The 16,744-nt window shown below is 60.5% G+C and carries 13 protein-coding genes; 6 read left to right on the forward strand and 7 right to left on the reverse strand.

Translation table 11 applies throughout. From position 1 onward, the window contains the following. Positions 1 to 57: 57 nt before the first annotated feature. Complete coding sequence (yciH, locus tag HL657_RS05410) at positions 58 to 363, reverse strand: stress response translation initiation inhibitor YciH (RefSeq protein ID WP_011844832.1); 306 nt, start codon at positions 361 to 363, stop codon at positions 58 to 60. A gap of 41 nt (positions 364 to 404) precedes the next feature. Then, entirely contained in the window at positions 405 to 2,051 is a 1,647-nt protein-coding gene (locus HL657_RS05415) for an adenosylcobalamin-dependent ribonucleoside-diphosphate reductase (protein WP_317295807.1), read from the reverse strand. A gap of 57 nt (positions 2,052 to 2,108) precedes the next feature. On the opposite strand from HL657_RS05415, the gene HL657_RS05420 reads away from it, so the two are divergent. After that, complete coding sequence (locus HL657_RS05420; RefSeq protein ID WP_317295808.1) at positions 2,109 to 3,599, forward strand: cobyric acid synthase; 1,491 nt, start codon at positions 2,109 to 2,111, stop codon at positions 3,597 to 3,599. A 214-nt stretch (positions 3,600 to 3,813) separates the two neighbouring features. Here HL657_RS05420 and HL657_RS05425 read toward each other — a convergent pair whose 3' ends face one another. Then, positions 3,814 to 4,353 (reverse strand): acylphosphatase, encoded by a 540-nt coding sequence (locus tag HL657_RS05425; RefSeq protein WP_317295809.1) that lies wholly within the window; start codon positions 4,351 to 4,353, stop codon positions 3,814 to 3,816. A 373-nt stretch (positions 4,354 to 4,726) separates the two neighbouring features. On the opposite strand from HL657_RS05425, the gene HL657_RS05430 reads away from it, so the two are divergent. Beyond that, complete coding sequence (locus HL657_RS05430) at positions 4,727 to 5,263, forward strand: GrpB family protein (protein WP_317295819.1); 537 nt, start codon at positions 4,727 to 4,729, stop codon at positions 5,261 to 5,263. 71 nt (positions 5,264 to 5,334) lie between these two features. On the opposite strand, the gene HL657_RS05435 is transcribed toward HL657_RS05430, so the two are convergent. From HL657_RS05435 to HL657_RS05450, 4 genes are all read right to left on the reverse strand, one after another. Next, complete coding sequence (locus HL657_RS05435; protein WP_317295810.1) at positions 5,335 to 6,378, reverse strand: type II secretion system F family protein; 1,044 nt, start codon at positions 6,376 to 6,378, stop codon at positions 5,335 to 5,337. 1 nt (position 6,379) lies between these two features. Further along, positions 6,380 to 7,303, reverse strand: a complete 924-nt coding sequence (locus HL657_RS05440; RefSeq protein WP_317295811.1) for a type II secretion system F family protein — start codon at positions 7,301 to 7,303, stop codon at positions 6,380 to 6,382. Continuing rightward, positions 7,300 to 9,597 (reverse strand): type II/IV secretion system ATPase subunit, encoded by a 2,298-nt coding sequence (locus HL657_RS05445; RefSeq protein WP_317295812.1) that lies wholly within the window; start codon positions 9,595 to 9,597, stop codon positions 7,300 to 7,302. Before HL657_RS05445 ends, HL657_RS05440 begins: the two co-directional genes overlap by 4 nt. Positions 9,598 to 9,682: 85 nt before the next feature. Continuing rightward, entirely contained in the window at positions 9,683 to 10,144 is a 462-nt protein-coding gene (locus HL657_RS05450) for a hypothetical protein (protein ID WP_317295813.1), read from the reverse strand. Positions 10,145 to 10,701: 557 nt separating this feature from the next. On the opposite strand from HL657_RS05450, the gene HL657_RS05455 reads away from it, so the two are divergent. Genes HL657_RS05455 through leuS form a run of 4 tightly spaced genes read left to right on the forward strand, consistent with a single transcriptional unit; the run spans position 10,702 to position 16,599 of the window. Beyond that, positions 10,702 to 11,490 (forward strand): A24 family peptidase C-terminal domain-containing protein, encoded by a 789-nt coding sequence (locus HL657_RS05455; RefSeq protein ID WP_317295814.1) that lies wholly within the window; start codon positions 10,702 to 10,704, stop codon positions 11,488 to 11,490. Between the two features lie 6 nt (positions 11,491 to 11,496). After that, positions 11,497 to 11,862, forward strand: a complete 366-nt coding sequence (gene hisI, locus HL657_RS05460; protein ID WP_317295815.1) for a phosphoribosyl-AMP cyclohydrolase — start codon at positions 11,497 to 11,499, stop codon at positions 11,860 to 11,862. Positions 11,863 to 11,885: 23 nt separating this feature from the next. After that, positions 11,886 to 13,781 (forward strand): PINc/VapC family ATPase, encoded by a 1,896-nt coding sequence (locus HL657_RS05465; RefSeq protein ID WP_317295816.1) that lies wholly within the window; start codon positions 11,886 to 11,888, stop codon positions 13,779 to 13,781. Positions 13,782 to 13,821: 40 nt separating this feature from the next. Beyond that, the gene (leuS, locus tag HL657_RS05470; protein WP_394804643.1) at positions 13,822 to 16,599 is read left to right on the forward strand and encodes a leucine--tRNA ligase; all 2,778 of its coding nucleotides are present in this window, start codon (positions 13,822 to 13,824) and stop codon (positions 16,597 to 16,599) included. Positions 16,600 to 16,744 lie beyond the last annotated feature (145 nt).

The following is a 16,744-nucleotide window of genomic DNA, read 5'->3' on the forward strand; positions in this document are numbered from 1 at the left end:
GTGCAGTCATCTTCGGTAAAAAAAAGGTGTCCGGGTCCTCTATAGAGGACAACGCGGTCAACTGATATTTTCCATGTTGTATCCTTTCTGGGCGAGCAGGTCTTTCACCCGCTCGCGATGATTGCCCTGCAACTCGATCGAGGAGTCCTTGACCGTGCCGCCACAGGCCAGTTTCGCTTTCAGGAATTTCGAGAGGTCTTCGAGGTCGATGTCGTACGGGTCGAGGCCCTCGATGACCGTGACTTCCTTTCCATACCGACGCCTATTGATTTTTACGCTGATTCTCTGCTGTTCCTTGGCAACTTCTTCACAGATACACAGTTCCTTTGGCAGTCCGCAAGTCGGACATATCCCACCGTTCATTGCATGTACCTTTCAGCTCTCGTTATATATTATTTGGCATGCTATTCGTCAATACGACAGACATCGCACCCCAGGGAGAGTATCTGGTCCGGCCTGCTCCGGTAGCGGTAGACGGTGGTGCCCTTGCATCCAAGGTCGTGGGCGAGGGAGAAGATACGGGCGATCTCATCGACGGTTGCACTCTCCGGCAAGTTCACGGTCTTTGAGACGGCGTTGTCCACGTGCTTCTGGAACGCGGCCTGCATCCGCACGTGGTGGTCCGGTGCGATCTCGATAGCCGTCTTGAACAGATCCCGGGTGTGATCATCCAGCGGGAGGCCCTCGACCGTCCCGTGCCGCCGGACGTGCTCCGCCACGTCCTTCCCGCCGGCGGTCTTCGGCAGGAACTCAGCGACGAGATCGCTTACGATGCTGACCGGCTGCCCGTCGATCGTCCGGTCGTAGGCAAACGAGAAGACCGGCTCGATGCCGCTCGTCGTCCCGGCAATGAGATGGATCGAGCCCGTGGGGGCGATGGTGGTGACGGTGGCGTTGCGCATATCCCCCGAGAAGACCGACCCTTCGATCGCCGGAAACGACCCCGACTCCCTCCCGAGCTCCTCTGAGCGCTCCCGGGCCGTCTCCTGAATACGCTCCATCAGGCTCCCGGCGAACCTGAGCGCTCCCTCTGATTCGTAGGGAATTCCGAGGCGTATGAGCGCTTCGCTAAACCCCATGACCCCGAGGCCGATCTTCCGGGTGGCAAGGGTCTTCTCCCGGATCTCCGGGAGAGGGAAGCGGTTGACATCGACAACCGCATCGAGGAAGTCGACGCCGCACCGGACTGTGGTGGCGAGCAGGTCTTCGTCGAGGTCGTGCTGTCTGATGCACCGGGCGAGGTTGACGCTTCCGAGGTTGCAGCTCTCGTAGGGGTAGAGCGGCTGCTCGCCGCAGGGGTTGGTCGCCTCGATGGGGCCGAGGTGCGGGGTGGTGTTCCTCCGGTTGATCTCGTCGAGGAAGAGCACGCCCGGCTCACCCGAGATGCGGGCGGATGCGGCGATGAGACGCCAGAGCGCCCGGGCATCGATGCTCCGCGAGACCATACCGTCGCGGGGGTTGATGAGGTCGTACTCCTCCCCCCTCTCCAGGCACCGGAAGAACCGGGCGTCGATGCCGACGGAGATGTTGAAGTTCGGAAAATCTCCTGCCCGCTTGCAGGTGACGAACTCCTCGATGTCGGGGTGGGAGGCCGCGAGCACCGCCATGTTCGCTCCCCTCCGCCGGCCGCCCTGCCTGACCGCCCCGGTCGCCGCATCGAAGACCCGCATGAACGAGACCGGCCCGGTTGCGGCGCCCACGACCCCGTTGACGGCGTCGCCGCGTGGCCGAAGGCGGGAGAACGAGAACCCGGTCCCTCCCCCTGACTGGTGGATGAGCGCCATGTGGCCGAGGCTTCGAAAGATCCCCTCGAGAGTATCCTCCACCGGGAGGACAAAGCAGGCCGAGAGCTGCCCGGCGGAGGTGCCCGCGTTCATCAGGGTCGGGGAGTTGGGGAGGAAGAGGAGGTCCGAGAGGAGCGAGAAGAACTCGCGTGACTTCGCCGGGCCGCCCACGGCGTCGGCGACCCGGGAGAAGAGGCCGTCCGGCGCTTCACCGGGGAGGAGGTACCGGCGTTCCAGGAGGAGACGGGCGGCAGGGGAGAACTCCATACAACACCATGAAACCCCGCCCTTAATAATCCGTCGTGCCCAACTCTCCTGCCAGCAATGTCTCTCATCGTGCTCGGAACAGCATCCCACGTGGGCAAGAGCGTGACCGTCTCGGCGCTCTGCCGTGCGCTCTACCGGCGCGGAATCCCGGTTGCGCCGTTCAAATCCCAGAACATGAGCCTCAACTCCTATGTCACGGCCGACGGGAGCGAGATCGGGATCGCCCAGGCGGTCCAGGCCTTCGCGGCCGGGGTCGAACCGGAGGCCGATATGAACCCGGTCCTCCTCAAACCCAAGGGGGATTCGGTCTCGCAGGTGGTGCTGCTCGGGCGCCCATATAAGGATGTGCAGATCCGGGACTACTACAGAGAGACCGATACGCTTCTTGATGAGGCCGTCTCCGCGTTCGAACGGCTGCGGAGACGCTTCGGGAACGTGGTGGTGGAAGGTGCCGGGGGAGCGGCGGAGGTGAACCTCTACGACCGCGACATCGCGAACATACGCCTCGCCCGCTCGCTCCGTCTCCCCATCGTCCTGGTCGCCGATATCGAGCGGGGCGGGGTCTTCGCCCAGGTCTACGGGACGCTCGCCCTCCTTCCGGAGGACATCAGGCCCCTCGTCGCCGGGGTCATCGTCAACAAGTTCCGGGGAGATCCGGAACTCTTCGCCTCGGGCGTCGCAAAACTCGAGGAACTCACGGGCGTCCCGGTGCTCGGGGTGGTGCCTTTCGCCGATATCCCCCTCCCGAGCGAGGACTCGCTCTCGATCGGCGACAAGAGAGACCGGAAGACCGGGACGCCGGTCAGGATAGCCGTCCTCCGCCTCCCCCGGATATCGAACTTCACCGACTTCGAACTCCTCGAGCAGCACGCCGCGGTGGACTACGTCCTGCCCGGCGGAACGCTTTCCGGTTACGACTGCATCATCCTGCCCGGAACGAAGAACACCGTGGAAGACCTCGCCGTGCTGAACCGCCACGGAGTGGGGGAGGAACTCCGGCTCGCACGGGAGCGCAGGATCCCGATCATCGGGATCTGCGGCGGCTACCAGATGCTCGGGCGCCGGATCGTTGATGCCGGCATCGAGTCGGGGACCCCTGCACAGCACCCGGGGTTCGGGCTCCTCGACGTCGTCACGGCCTTTACCGGCTACCGCAAGACGACGGTGCAGGTACGGCGCCGGGCGACCGGGCCAGGCCCCATCCTCCCGGCGATGGGGGAGGTGGACGGCTACGAGATCCATATGGGCGAGACGGAGCGGGGCGACCTCTCCGAAGCGTTCGACGGGGAGGGAGCCGCAACCCCCGACGGCCTGGTCTTCGGAACCTACATGCACGGCCTCTTCCAGAACCCCGGTGCGGCAAACGCCCTCCTCGCCTACCTCTCGGAGCGGCGTGGCGTAGCCTTCGAACCGGTGGCGGCAGAGAGCGGTGCCCTCGGGGCCGCGGCATCCTACGACGATCTGGCGCGGCACTTCGAGGAGCACGTGGATATGGAGGCTATTCTGGGATGGTTTATGGATGCGACGGGCCGAAGGGCCGGAGCTTGAGAAGACCACAGGTCTTCGACTTGCGACGGGGCCCGCCCCCCGCATGACCGTGAAGATCCCCGATAGGGGTTGCTGCGCCGGCGCGAGGGGTAATAGCCAGATCCGGAATGCTTGCAAAGACCAGAATCCTGCTCCAGGCAGTGGCGGTTGTCATGCCCGGGTGCTGCACCAGGAACCTGCCGGCCCCTAACCACAGAGAGACAAAATAAGGATCTTATAACAGGCCGATCTTTGCCTTGATCTGCTGAATATCCTGTTCCATTGCAGAGAGTCTTTTATCGAGGTGAGAACACAGATCAGTGCGCAGATCGCGGATCTCACCCGTAATGGATATCTCCATCCGATCCATCTTCTGGAGCATCTGATCACTCTTCTCAAGCATCCGGTCCTGTTTCTCAAGCATGCTGCTTTGCTTTTTGTCGATGCTGAGGATTGCGGGGATGCCTTTTGTGAGCTGCTCGACCTGGATGACATGCAGATAATCGATCACCGGGAGGACGTAGCCCTCATACGGTTCAAACGCAATATCGGAGACATCTGCATCCGGAGGGCGCCCCTCACGGATGATGGAGCTGAATGCATCCACCTGCCCGGGCTCGCCCTCGTACTGCACCACCACCTGTTCGACGCCATTCTGCATCTGGTTTCTTGCATTGAACCTCTGAAATCCCAGTTCAAGGGACCTCTGGAGCAGGAAGAACCGGTAATCCACGCTGTGCACTCCTTTACCGGTGATGACTGCCTGCATCTTCATGCCAGAACATCTTTCCAGGAAGGCTAAATAATCTCTGGAACGGGTGCGATCAACCCCGCCCTTCCCCCGCTGCAGCAGGAGGCCCGCTCCGGTTTACCCGTGCCCGGGGAAACTCCCGGGCAGTGCGAGAACAGATCAATACGTTGAGAGTGCCGGCAACTGAGAATCGTTGCAATAGTGGTCAGGCCGGACGGATACAACAAAGGAATGCTGGCGGTGGACTCCGGCAGCAAGGGAAGATTGACGGATTAATGGAGAGCAGGGCGGCCGATGTCAGCAGGATCGACCGGAATAACAGTATTGTACTATCGGGCCAAACTATGGGAGATGAACAAGAGAGGCAGACACGCTCGACGCAACCGTTCTCGATTACATAAACGTAAGAGTTGTCGATTATGATCCGATCTGGCCGGATCTCTTTCGCACGGAAGCCCGCCAGATGGAGGATATCCTGAAAGAGAACCTGATCGAGGTCTTTCACATCGGCAGCACGTCCGTGCCGGGACTGAAGGCAAAACCCATCATCGATATCATGCCGGTTGTACTGAGTATCGAGCAGATCGATGAGAGATCCGGGCAGTTTGAGGCTATCGGCTATGAATCCATGGGTGAACTTGGCATACCTGGAAGAAGGTATCTTCGCAAAGGCGGGGAGAACCGCACTCACCAGATACATGCCTTCCAGTACGATAGCGTGCAGAATATCACAAGGCATTTAGCCTTCCGGGATTACCTGAGGTGCCATCCCGATGTCTGTTCTGCATACGCCGCTCTCAAGTCAGAACTTGCCATGCGGTATCCCGGAGATATAGGGGGATACTGCGACGGCAAAGATACTTTTGTAAAACGCGTGGAACGCGACGCGTTGCAATGGTACTGGAAAAAATACGATGCAATCAGTCGGTGTTAGGCTCTGGGGCCTAACACCCGACTTCGCTTCGGACCAGGTTGGCCCGAAGATCCACTATTCTTCAATGGCCGTTAGATAAAGAACCGAAACGCAATCCAGGCGATCAGTACCATGATAGCGGCATACTTCAGCCCTGCAAGCGCCCGGCCTTCGCCCATGACGCCTGCCGCAAGCCCCGAGAAGAATCCCTGGATCAGTGCGGCGTGGCAGAAGAGCCGGTTGTAGAGGAAGAGATCCACGGTGCCTATGAACGCCTGGCTCGAACCCGACGCCGCGACCGCCTCGCCCGCCTCCGCCATGGTGGTCAGGAAGGTGCTCGAGAGCACCCCAATGACGAAGAGGAAGACGAAGAACGACATAACGACGATGATCATGTAGATCATCATCCCGTTCTTGCGCTCCGTCTTTAAGTTGAAGAACTCGTAGGCGTCGTGCGCCGCCGCCCGCAGCACCTCGCTCACGTCGCCGCCGGCGGAACTCGCGTGGGCGATGAGATCGACACTCCGCTCGGCGAGCGGGGTATTCACGGTCTTCCCGAACCGGCGGATAGCCTCCACGAACGGGACGCCCCAGGACATCTCGGTATCGAGTTTGCGGATATGCGGCGTGAGCGACCCGTACTCGCCTTCCGAGACGATGTGGATGGCATGCGGGAGCGTCATGCCCGAATCGTTCATTCCGGCCACATCACGGAAGAAGTTCGGGAGGGATCCCTCAATGCTCGACACACGCAGCGATTCTTTGAGGTCGAGGGCCGCGAGCGGTACGATGGCGATGAGGAGTGCGAAGACAAAGACATCGTCGATCATCGTCGTCGTGAAGAGGACACTGACGCCGTAGGAGAGCACCATGCTCGCCAGCGCGCCGATGAAGAGAAAGAGCGCCACCGGAACGGAGACGAAGAGGACGGTGGCGGGCTCATCCATCATCACCTGAAGCGGGTGTTTCAGGAACCGGTAAAACCCTTCCTGGTACTTCCGCCAGTTCTCAATCTTCCCGAAGATCTCCTGTTCCCGCTCCGTGAACGGGTCGGGTTCCGGAGTGATCGTTTCCGCGCCGCCGCCCCGGGTGCGGTTTCTGTTCAAAAAGTCGTCGAAGATTTCCTTGAAGCCCATATCACACCTCCGGAGTCATGGAACTGATCAGGATGACGAACATCATGCTCCCGAACGGTACAAGCAGGTAGATGATGATGTAGAGGAAAAACGGGTTCGAATCGCCGGAGATGAGTGTCATGATCGACTGCAGGATGATCAGAAAGAGCATACCGGCAACCATCGCGGTAACATAAGACTCCGCGATCAGCCCGAGCGTCTCTAAAAACGACTTCTGCTGCTGGTTATTCTCGAGCGTATACTGGTGAGCCTTGGCGCGGAAGTACTCCGTAAGGTTGCTCCCGCTGGAGATGCTTGCAACGGCCCCCTGCAGGAACTCACGCATCCGCTCGCTCGGCGTCGCCTGCGAGACCGCACGCAGGGCCTCGAGAAGGTCCTTCCCGAAGAAGTCGGTCTCCCGGGCGACGTAACGTGCCTCGACGGCGCTCTCGCCGTAGATCGTGCTCTGGCCGAGCAGCCGGAAGACCTCGTCGGGGGTGATCCCGGCTGAAGACATGGCTGTGACGTAGTTGATGGCGTACGGGAGCGTGGCGTCGATGTTCCTGCGGCGCTCCCCGGCCTGTATGCTGGGATACAGGAGGAAGATCAGGTAGGTTATCCCCCCGAATATCAGGAGAGAGATGACCGTGATGGCGATGGTGCCGAGCAGCATTTTGTAGTCGTTCAGCGCGTAGAAGACCTCCGGGACCGCTCCACGGTAGACGATCATGTCGGGAATCCGCAGGAGGTAGGTCAGAAGCCCGATGAGCATGGCGGCGACCAGCCCCGCGCCGACCGAGGAGACGTACGCGGTCGCAAGATAGGCCTCGAACGGCGTATTCATCCGGGCACCCATCAGGTCGTTTCGAAGGCTGATGTAATCCGCCCGCTTCTCCTTCAGGCCGTGGCCGATCAGGTTGAAGCAGAACCGCTCATAGGTGTTCATGCGGAACCACCCTCCCCGTAGAGGTCGGCCCGCACCCGCTGGACGACCGTCTCAGGATCCCGGAAGTAGGAGACCAGGATCTTGCTCACGTCCTTGAAGTGGCGGATCTTCTTGATACGCATCCATTCCAGCACTTCCTGCCGCCGCTTCAGCTCTTCACGCATCCGCTCCTCGCTCCATCCCCGGTCTTCCATGATCTGTTCAAGGATGTAGGATTTGCCGGAATACCGGATCTCGTCAGTCGCCGGATGCCACCGGAAGACCTCGTTCGTGATCAACTCGTTCGTCCGGGGATCGATATCCAGGATCTCGATGAGCTGCTTGTTGCGCCGGATCCGCTGGCCGCCCACCCGGGCCTGCACCTGGATGGACATCAGGGAGAGCGCGGAAAGCATGTTCCTCGGCACGTTGATCGGCGGGTTTTCCAGACGGTGAACGGCGCTTGCCACGGAATCGGCGTGCATCGTCGCGTAGGTGACGTGACCGGTGCTCATCGCCTGAAAGAGCGTCAGGGCCTCGCGGCCACGAACCTCGCCGACCAGGATATACTCCGGGCGCTGCCGGAGGGCGGCACGCAGGAGCTCGTACATATCGATCTCGCCCCGCCCGTCCTGCGAGAACGAGTCGCGGGTGATGCTCGGGATCCAGTTCGGGTGGGGGAGTTTCAGCTCCCGGGTATCCTCGAGGGTGACGATCTTTGCAAGCGGCGGAATAAACAGTGATAAAGCGTTCAGCGTCGTGGTCTTCCCGGACGCCGTCCCTCCGGCAAATATGCAGGACTTGGCGTTCTCGACCGCGAGCCAGATGAAGGCGATGCCGAGCGGCGAGAAGGTGTGCCACTCGATCAGGTCTGTGGGCGTGATCGGCTCCTCCCGGAACTTACGGATGGTGAACGTCGAGCCGTGAGCGGTCACCTCCGCCCCGAGCGTCATCTGGATACGTGACCCGTCGCTCATCGTGGCGTCCAGCATAGGCTCGGCGATCGAGATGTACTTCCCGGCCCGCTGCGCAAGTTTCGTGACGAATGAGTCGAGTTCAGCGGCATCGTGGTAGACGAGGCTCGTCTTCATCGACTCGTATGTCGTGTGGTAAACGAATATGGCACTGTCCACGCCGTCGCAGGAGATATCCTCGATGTACTTATCGTGCATCACCGGGTCGATCAGTCCGTCGCCGAGGAACTCCTTCTCCACGTGATAGAGAATCTTTTCCCGCCCGAGCGGCGGAAGGTGAATCCCGTAATCGGCGATGACCGTGTTCGCAGAATCGCGAAGCGCCTTGCGTGCTTCGTCGCGGGTGAGGTCACGGGTGGTGATATTGAGCGTCTCAAAGAGGCGTTCCTTGATCTCACCGAAGAGTTCCTGCTCCGCGGGCGTGAGTACGGGCTCAAGGACGTGATAAGTATACTCGTGCGTCGTGCTGTCGTAGGTCACCCGGACGTAGGCGTACGGCTCGTTTACCGGGTAGAGCTCGATCTCTTCAAGTCCCGGCGACGGCCGCATCGCGAGATCGACGAGCGGACCATGCTGCACAGGGTTGTACTCCTCGATCACCGTCCCGGCCCCGGGGAGCTGGAACCTCTTGAGGAACCCAAACCGCGGTTGTAAAACCTCTTCGGCAGGAGCCGCCACCTCTGCAACTGCGGCAAGCGAAGTCGAGGAGAAGGCCTGGGAGAAGAGGTCATCGAACTCCGATACGACCCGGGCATTATCGACAAAATCAAAATTGTGCTCGACACGGTTTATGCTCAGTTCATCGATCGTGAACGTCGCACTCTTCGGGAGGATCAGGTCCGCCAGGTTCCCGAGTTCCTCCACCGTCACTACGCCGTCATCGTCGAGCTCGGGCTCAGGCTCGGGCTCGGCGATCTCCTTCGGGCCGGAGGGGCCGGGTGCATCGGTCTCCCGCCACCCTCTCATCCGGTCGAGGATACCGGCAGGAGTGCTGCGCCCGGAGAGCGAGGCCGGCGCTTCCGGCTCTGCCCCGACACCCCCCGTCGCAGACAGGGGAGGAACAGCCTTTGAGCCGGCATTCGCCTCGTGCTGCCCGATCCGGTTGAGGAGTGCCCTGACCGGATTTTCGCTGCCCGCTGCGCGTTGTGCAGCGGTGTCTCCCGATATCGGCACCACTCCGCTGAACAACCCGACCCCCTCGCTCTCCTGCGCTTCTACGGGAGACTGCTCCGGTTGCCCGTCCACTTCATCGAAAACGGACCCGGCGGCATCCAGATCCGCTTCTCCCTGCATCTCCCCTTCAACAGACTGGAACGGCAAAGCGGGTTCATCACTCTCCATCGTGGTTTCCCCATTACCAGTCTCCAATTTTCCTGATTGTGTGAGAAGATTCCTGACCGTTGTTATCAATTCATGTTCTTCATCTTCACCTGTTCTCATCCTCTGTGCCCCCAATATCAATGCACGCTTCTACCTGAGGTTCATGGAACTCGATGATGCACCGCGTCCGCTCTCCGAGCCGATCCGAGACCACACACATATAGCGTCCATTGAGGAGCCGGAAACAGACTCTTCCCGCAGAATCCGTCACATCGCCAGTCATAACGACTTTTCCCTTCCGGATCGCAACGTGGGCCCCGGCAAGGGGCTTCTCGCCATCGCGTACAGTCAGGCAGAGCACCCCTATCCGCTGTCGGGTAGGAGTGCCGATGGTCGGGATATCGAGGCGGCCGTTCTTCTTCAGGTGGCTTTTGTCGAAGACCCTGCACCGTGACACCAGTGCATCAGCAATCGACGGCATCACCGGGAAGAGTTCGAATTCTTCCTTCCCGGTCAGGCGCAGAACGGCGGAGTCTCCGAAGAGTGTCCCCTTCTCATCGACAAACATGGCGCCATTCGCCTCACCCCCGGAGATAACCAGGAAAAACGTATGCCCCTTCTCTTTAAAGACCGCAACTCCGGTCGGGGACTGAGTAGTGCTGTAGTGCAGCAACTCATTAAGGGTAAAGCGCCCCTTGCACGTCGACTGTTGTAGGATCTCGTCCATAAGGCCGTTTATGTCCATGCACATCTTCAGGTAATATTCAGTAATTTTTATGCTGGAAAGGGGATTTTACCCCTATCACAATATATCACATCTGTATTCTATTATTAATACCTTGTGATAACCCGATACCAATTTGGGCAAATATTCTTGTGAAAGTGGCGCATCCGGAAAGCGAGAGAAGACCATTTGCGGACGGCAATCTCCGAAGGGGTTCCGGCTGCAGTGAGAGCCGCTGGCGGAGAACAGCCAGGATTAAACCATTTTCACAGGAGCGCAAACCATAGTACACCTTATCTATCCGGGGAACAGATCAAAACGGCAGGATCTCCCGCACAGAGCGATCGCCAGAAATAAGAGATAAAAGGTGGATAAAGTACCTGCCCATGATTCTTCCGCCCGTGGCAGCTGTCCCACTTATGATTGCAGCGGTTGCAATAGGGGCCACGCTCATGTACGCGTCGGTTCTGGACGCAAGAGAGCGGCGGGTCCCCCACAAAACCTGGCGCCCTGCACTCGCGATCGCACTCCCGGCGGCCGTCTGGGTATATGGGCTGACCATCCTCGCAGGCTGGCAGGCGGCAGCAGGGTACCTCGGCCTGGTCGCGGTCTTCTGCGGATTCTTCTACTTCTTCCAGGCGGCGAACCTGTTTGGGGGGGCAGATGCGTATGCCCTCATCATCATCACCGCATGCATCCCGTTCTTCCCGATAGAACCGTATTTCGGTACCCCACCCCTCGGGTTCTTCCCGTTCACCGTGCTCACGAACGCCGTGCTCATCAATATCGCAGCACCCGTTGCAATACTGGCGAAAAACCTTCTCGCGGGAAATCGGGCCCCGTTACCCTGCCTCTTCCTCGGGTTTCCGGTCGACGGGAAAGCAATCCAGAACGAATTCGGTTTTGTCATGGAAGATATCGATGAGGAGGAGGGCCGGCTGGTCAGGCGGTTCGTCGGATTCACCGAGTCGCTCGGGCGCATCGTGCGGGGCGAGCGGCGGTTATACACAAAAGATCTCAGGCTGCATCCCGAAGATTACCGGAGGGAACTTGCCCTCTACCGGAAGGCCGGCAAGGTCTGGATATCCTACGGCATTCCGTTCATCATACCGATCACGGCGGGGTTCCTGATCGCACTATTCATGGGAGATATCCTCTTTGTAATCATGAAGACAATCGCAGGAATGTGAACCAATATGGAGATACAGTTCAAGGACGGATTAGTGCCTGTCATCGTGCAGGAGAAAAGGACTCGTGATGTCCTGATGCTCGCCTACGCGAACGCAGAGGCGCTGGAACTCACCCGGACCACCGGATATGCACACTATTACAGCAGAAGCAGACAGAAACTCTGGAAGAAAGGGGAGGAGAGCGGGCACGTCCAGCGGGTCTGCCACATCCTCGTCGACTGCGACGAGGACGCCGTCCTCTACGAGGTGGAGCAGACCGGTGCGGCCTGCCATACCGGCCATGCATCATGCTTCTACCGGACGGTCGAGGGGGAAGAGATCGCCGGAATGGTCTTTGATCCAGAGAAGGTATACGCTAATAAGGGTGAATGACTTCATTACTATGGTGATTTTTTATGAAAATTGTACCCGATACAAGCGTCGTGATAGATGGACGCATAACATCGCTGATAAAAACCGGAGAATATAAGGGCGCAACAATAATCATACCGGAAGCCGTCGTCGCCGAACTGGAAGCACAGGCGAATCAGGGACGGGAGATAGGGTTTTCTGGTCTGACAGAACTTCAAGAACTCTTCCGAATGTCGGAAGAAGGTGTTATCGAACTCCAGTTTGCCGGAGAGCGTCCGAGTCTCGACCAGGTGAAACTCTCCAGCGGAGGCGAGATCGACGCCCTGATCCGGAACGTCGCGATCGACCACGAGGCCCGGTTCATCACGAGCGATCTCGTGCAGGCGGAGGTGGCGAAGGCCAAAGGACTCGACGTCACGTACCTGCGCCCGCAGATTGGCAATTTTTCGCCGCTCTCGATCGATCAGTACCTCGATGAGGAGACGATCGCGATCACACTTAAAGAGCGGGCGTTGCCGGTGGCAAAGATCGGCAAACTCCGGGAGACCCGCCTGGTCACCCTCCGGGATACGCCGATGAGCGAGTACGAACTCAAGGCCATGGCGCAGGAACTCCTGGAGCGGGCAAAACGCGACCCGGACGGGTTCATCGAACTCGAGAAGCGGGGGATCACGGTCGTCCAGATCGGGTCGCTCCGGATCTCGATTGCCCGGCGGCCGTTCTCGGACGGGATGGAGATCACGGTCGTCCGGCCGCTCGTGGACCTTTCGCTCGACGACTACGACATGGCACCGGAGATCAAGCAGCGGATCCTCGGGAACCGCCGGGGCGTCCTGATTGCAGGACCGCCGGGGGCGGGGAAGACCACCCTCGCCCAGAGCCTTGCGACGTTCCTCGCCGACAACAACTTCGTCGTGAAGACGATGGAGGCGCCGCGGGATCTGCAGGTTCCCGACCACATCACCCAGTACACGGCACTCGAGGGCAGCATGACGAACACCGCCGAAGCCCTCCTGCTCGTCCGGCCCGACTACGTGGTCTTCGACGAGATCCGGAAGAGCGAGGACTTCACTGTCTATGCCGATATGCGCCTCGCCGGGATGGGTATGGTCGGCGTGGTGCACGCCATGGAGGTGCATGACTGTCTCCGGCGGTTCTGCGACCGGGTCGACTACAGTATCCTCCCGCAGATCATCAACACCGTCATCTACGTCGTTCAGGGCGCGATTACGAAGATCTACGACCTTGAACTGGCGATCAAGGCACCGGAGGGCATGCCCGGCGACACCCACATCCGCCCGGTGATCGTCGTCCGCGACCACGCCCGGCGGGAGCCCGAGATCGAGATCTTCCGCTACGAGGGAGAGACCCTGGTGATGCCGCTCGGCCGGAAGAGGAACGCCGGAGAGCCTGCCGCTGCCCATGAGGAACCGCCTTTAGTCGCGGCACCGGCAGCGGAGCCCGAGGAGAACGTTTCCTGGAAGGTTGCCGAGAAGGAGGTTCAGCGCGAGATCGGGCGATACACGACCGGCCCGGTCGAGGTCCGCATCATCAGCGACAACAAGGCCGTCGTCTACATCGAGGACAAGGACGTCCCGGCGGCGATCGGGAAGGGCGGCAAGAATGTCTCGGCGATTGTGAACAAACTCGGTATCGGGATCGACATCCGGCCGAGGAGCGAACTTGAGGCGCAAAAACCCGTCGAAGAGGAGATGCAACTCGCCGGCGGTATCAAGATCCGCCTCGACCGCAAGCAACTGACGATCGTCTCTCCTGAGAACAAGGGCAAGATCGTGGACGTCTTCGCCGGGAAGGAGTATCTCTTCACGGCCACGGTGAACGAGGAGGGCGACATCCTCCTCGCCAAGAACAGCACGATCGCCCAGGAGATGATCAAGCGCTACAACGAGGGCGAAACGATCCGGCTGCGGCCGGTATGATGCAGGGCATATATGAGGAACCAGAACCTGGAGGCTTAGAGTGAGCGGATTAGACATGCAGGGCAACGAACGGGAGTGCATTACCCGGTGGGAGCACGCGTTCGAGGCCGATCCGGCAGAGAAGGAGAAGTATTACCTGACCGTGGCGTACCCGTATCCAAGCGGGGCGATGCACGTCGGGCACGGGCGGACCTACATCGTCCCGGACGTCCTCGCCCGTTATCAGCGGATGAGGGGAAAACAGGTTCTCTTCCCGATGGCGTTCCACGTCACCGGCACCCCGGTCATCGGGATATCGAAGAGGATCGCGAACGGCGATGAGAAGACGATCGGGCTCTACCGCGACCTTTACCGGGTGCCGCAGGACATCCTGGACCGGTTCATCGACCCGATGGAGATCGTCCGGCACTTCTCGGAGGAGTACCGGCGCGTGATGCAGAAGTCAGGACTCTCGATCGACTGGCGGCGCCGGTTCATCACCGTCGACCCCCAGTATAGCAAGTTCATCGAGTGGCAGTATAAGCACCTGCACGAGGAGGAGCACGTTGTCAAAGGAGCCCACCCGGTCAAGTACTGCCCGCAGTGCGAGAACCCGGTCGGCGACCATGACCTGCTCGAGGGCGAGAAGGCCGAGATCATCAAATTCACGCTGGTGGTCTTCTCCTGGGACGGCGCCAGGATACCCTGCGCAACCCTCCGGCCCGAGACGGTCTACGGCGTGACGAACCTCTGGGTGAACCCCGACGTTACTTATGTGCGGGTGACGCTTGATAACGAGGAGTGGCTCCTGAGCAGGGAGGCCGCAGATAAACTCGCCCTGCAGGACCACGACATCCGCGTGGGGGAGGAGGTCCCGGGAACGGTGCTCATCGACCAGACGGTCTCCCACCCGCTCTCCGGCGAGGTCCCTGTTCTCCCGGCGACGTTCGTGGACCCGGACATGGGGACCGGGATCGTCATGAGCGTTCCGGCCCACGCACCATTCGATTACATCGCGCTCCGCGACCTGCAGCAGCAGGGGAAGTACACGTCCATCCGGCCGATCCCGCTCATCTCCGTTGAGGGCTACGGCGAGATCCCGGCAAAGGACGCGGTCGAGCGTGCAGGCATCCGCGACCAGAACGACCCGGGAATGGAGGCGCTCACCCAGGAGGTCTACAGCGCCGAGTTCTCCCGCGGGAAGGTCTTTGAGAAGTACGGCGGCAGGCCGGTGCGGGAGGCCCGGGACGACGTTGCGGCGCTGATGATGGAGCGGTACGGCTCCATCCCGATGTACGAGTTCGACAACCGCCAGGTTGTCTGCCGGTGCGGAGGAAGGGTCTTTGTGAAGATCCTCCACGACCAGTGGTTCCTGGAGTACAGCGACCCGTGCTGGAAAGAGCAGGTGAAGGTCCTGCTCGAGCGGATGGCGCTCGTCCCGCCCGAGGTCCGGACGGAGTTCGACCGGACGGTCGACTGGCTGAAGGACTGGGCCTGCACCCGGCGGGTGGGGCTCGGGACGAAACTGCCCTGGGACCCGACCTGGATCATCGAGCCGCTCTCCGACTCGACGATCTACATGGCCTACTACACGATCGCCCACCACCTAAAGGCCATCCCGCCGGAGGACCTGACGCCGGAGGTCTTTGACTACGTCTTCTTCGGGGAAGGGAACCCGGAGACCGTCGACCGCGAGACGCTTGATGCGATCCGGAGCGAGTTCCTCTACTGGTATCCCTACGATTACCGGTTCTCGGCAAAGGACCTCATCTCAAACCACCTCACGTTCCAGCTCTTCCACCACCGGGCGATCTTCCCGCAGGAACTGCAGCCGCAAGGCATGGTGGTCTTCGGGATGGGGCTCCTGAACGGGGCGAAGATGTCCTCGAGCAAGGGTAATGTCTTCCTGCTCGAGGATGCCCTGGAGGAGTTCGGCGCCGATACGGTTCGGATGTTCCTCGTCGGGAGTGCCGAGCCCTGGCAGGACTTCGACTGGAGGAATGAGTTAGTCTCGTCGACGAAAAGACAGATCGAGCGGTTCTGGAACACAGTCGAGGAGGCGAAAGAGGCCGAAGGAACCTCCCCCATCGATGCCTGGCTCGCGAGCAGGCTCCAGCGCCGTATCGAGAGCGCAACGGCAGCACTCGACTCGTTCCAGACCCGGCAGGCACTGCAGGAGGCATTCTTCGGCGTCGAGGCCGACCTGAAGTGGTACCGCCGCCGCCTGCCCGAGGGCATGACCGGCGGGGCTGTGATGCAGGACCTCTGCCGGACCTGGGTGCGGCTGCTTGCCCCGATCATCCCCTTCACCTGCGAGGCGCTCTGGCGCGAGGTCGGCGGGGAGGGTATGGTCTCCTTCGCCCCCTGGCCGGAGGTTGATGAGACCCGGGTCAACCCGGAGGTCGAGCTCGCTGAGGAGCTTCTCGCCAGGACGGTCGAGGATATCGAGTCGATCGTGAAACTCATCCCGATGGAGCCTAAATCCGTCAGCCTCTTCGTCTCACCGGCCTGGAAGCACGAGGCCTTCCGGATCATCGCGGCATCGGCCGACAAGACGAAGGTGGTGCGGGAGATCATGCAGAACGAGGAGATGCGCAAGCGCGGCCGCGAGGCGACGGACGCGGCGAAGCAGATCACAAAACTCGTCCTGAAGTTGCCGCCCGACCTCGTGAAGCAACTCGCGGCGTCGTCCCCCGACGAACAGGCGGTCCTCGAGGGCGCACGAGCGTTCCTGGAGCACGAGTTCGGTGTGCCGGTGACGGTCCGGAGCGCTGAGGCAAGCACCCACCCGAAGGCGTCGGCGGCCCTGCCGTTCAAGCCGGCGATTGTGATTGAGTAGGATACTCTTCCTTTTTTAGGCTCTGTTGAATCGGGCATGAATGTGGATTCAAGCATACCTGATGAAAAACAGTAATACGGATCCGATCGCGGTCTTGGTCAGTGGGGAGCGAGGCTGCAAGGGTTTTGGGATCTCAATCCCGATG

The sequence above is a fragment of the Methanoculleus nereidis genome (genome assembly GCF_032944295.1).
GTDB lineage: Archaea > Halobacteriota > Methanomicrobia > Methanomicrobiales > Methanoculleaceae > Methanoculleus > Methanoculleus nereidis.

Coding starts and splice junctions, on each gene's coding strand:
- HL657_RS05420 (WP_317295808.1), top strand. CDS start 2,109: ATGTCTCTCATCGTGCTCGGAACAGCATCCCACGTGGGCAAGAGCGTG.
- HL657_RS05435 (WP_317295810.1), bottom strand. CDS start 6,378: ATGGGCTTCAAGGAAATCTTCGACGACTTTTTGAACAGAAACCGCACC.
- HL657_RS05450 (WP_317295813.1), bottom strand. CDS start 10,144: ATGTTTGTCGATGAGAAGGGGACACTCTTCGGAGACTCCGCCGTTCTG.
- HL657_RS05465 (WP_317295816.1), top strand. CDS start 11,886: ATGAAAATTGTACCCGATACAAGCGTCGTGATAGATGGACGCATAACA.
- HL657_RS05445 (WP_317295812.1), bottom strand. CDS start 9,597: ATGGAGAGTGATGAACCCGCTTTGCCGTTCCAGTCTGTTGAAGGGGAG.
- yciH (WP_011844832.1), bottom strand. CDS start 363: ATGAACGGTGGGATATGTCCGACTTGCGGACTGCCAAAGGAACTGTGT.
- hisI (WP_317295815.1), top strand. CDS start 11,497: ATGGAGATACAGTTCAAGGACGGATTAGTGCCTGTCATCGTGCAGGAG.
- HL657_RS05415 (WP_317295807.1), bottom strand. CDS start 2,051: ATGGAGTTCTCCCCTGCCGCCCGTCTCCTCCTGGAACGCCGGTACCTC.
- HL657_RS05425 (WP_317295809.1), bottom strand. CDS start 4,353: ATGAAGATGCAGGCAGTCATCACCGGTAAAGGAGTGCACAGCGTGGAT.
- HL657_RS05440 (WP_317295811.1), bottom strand. CDS start 7,303: ATGAACACCTATGAGCGGTTCTGCTTCAACCTGATCGGCCACGGCCTG.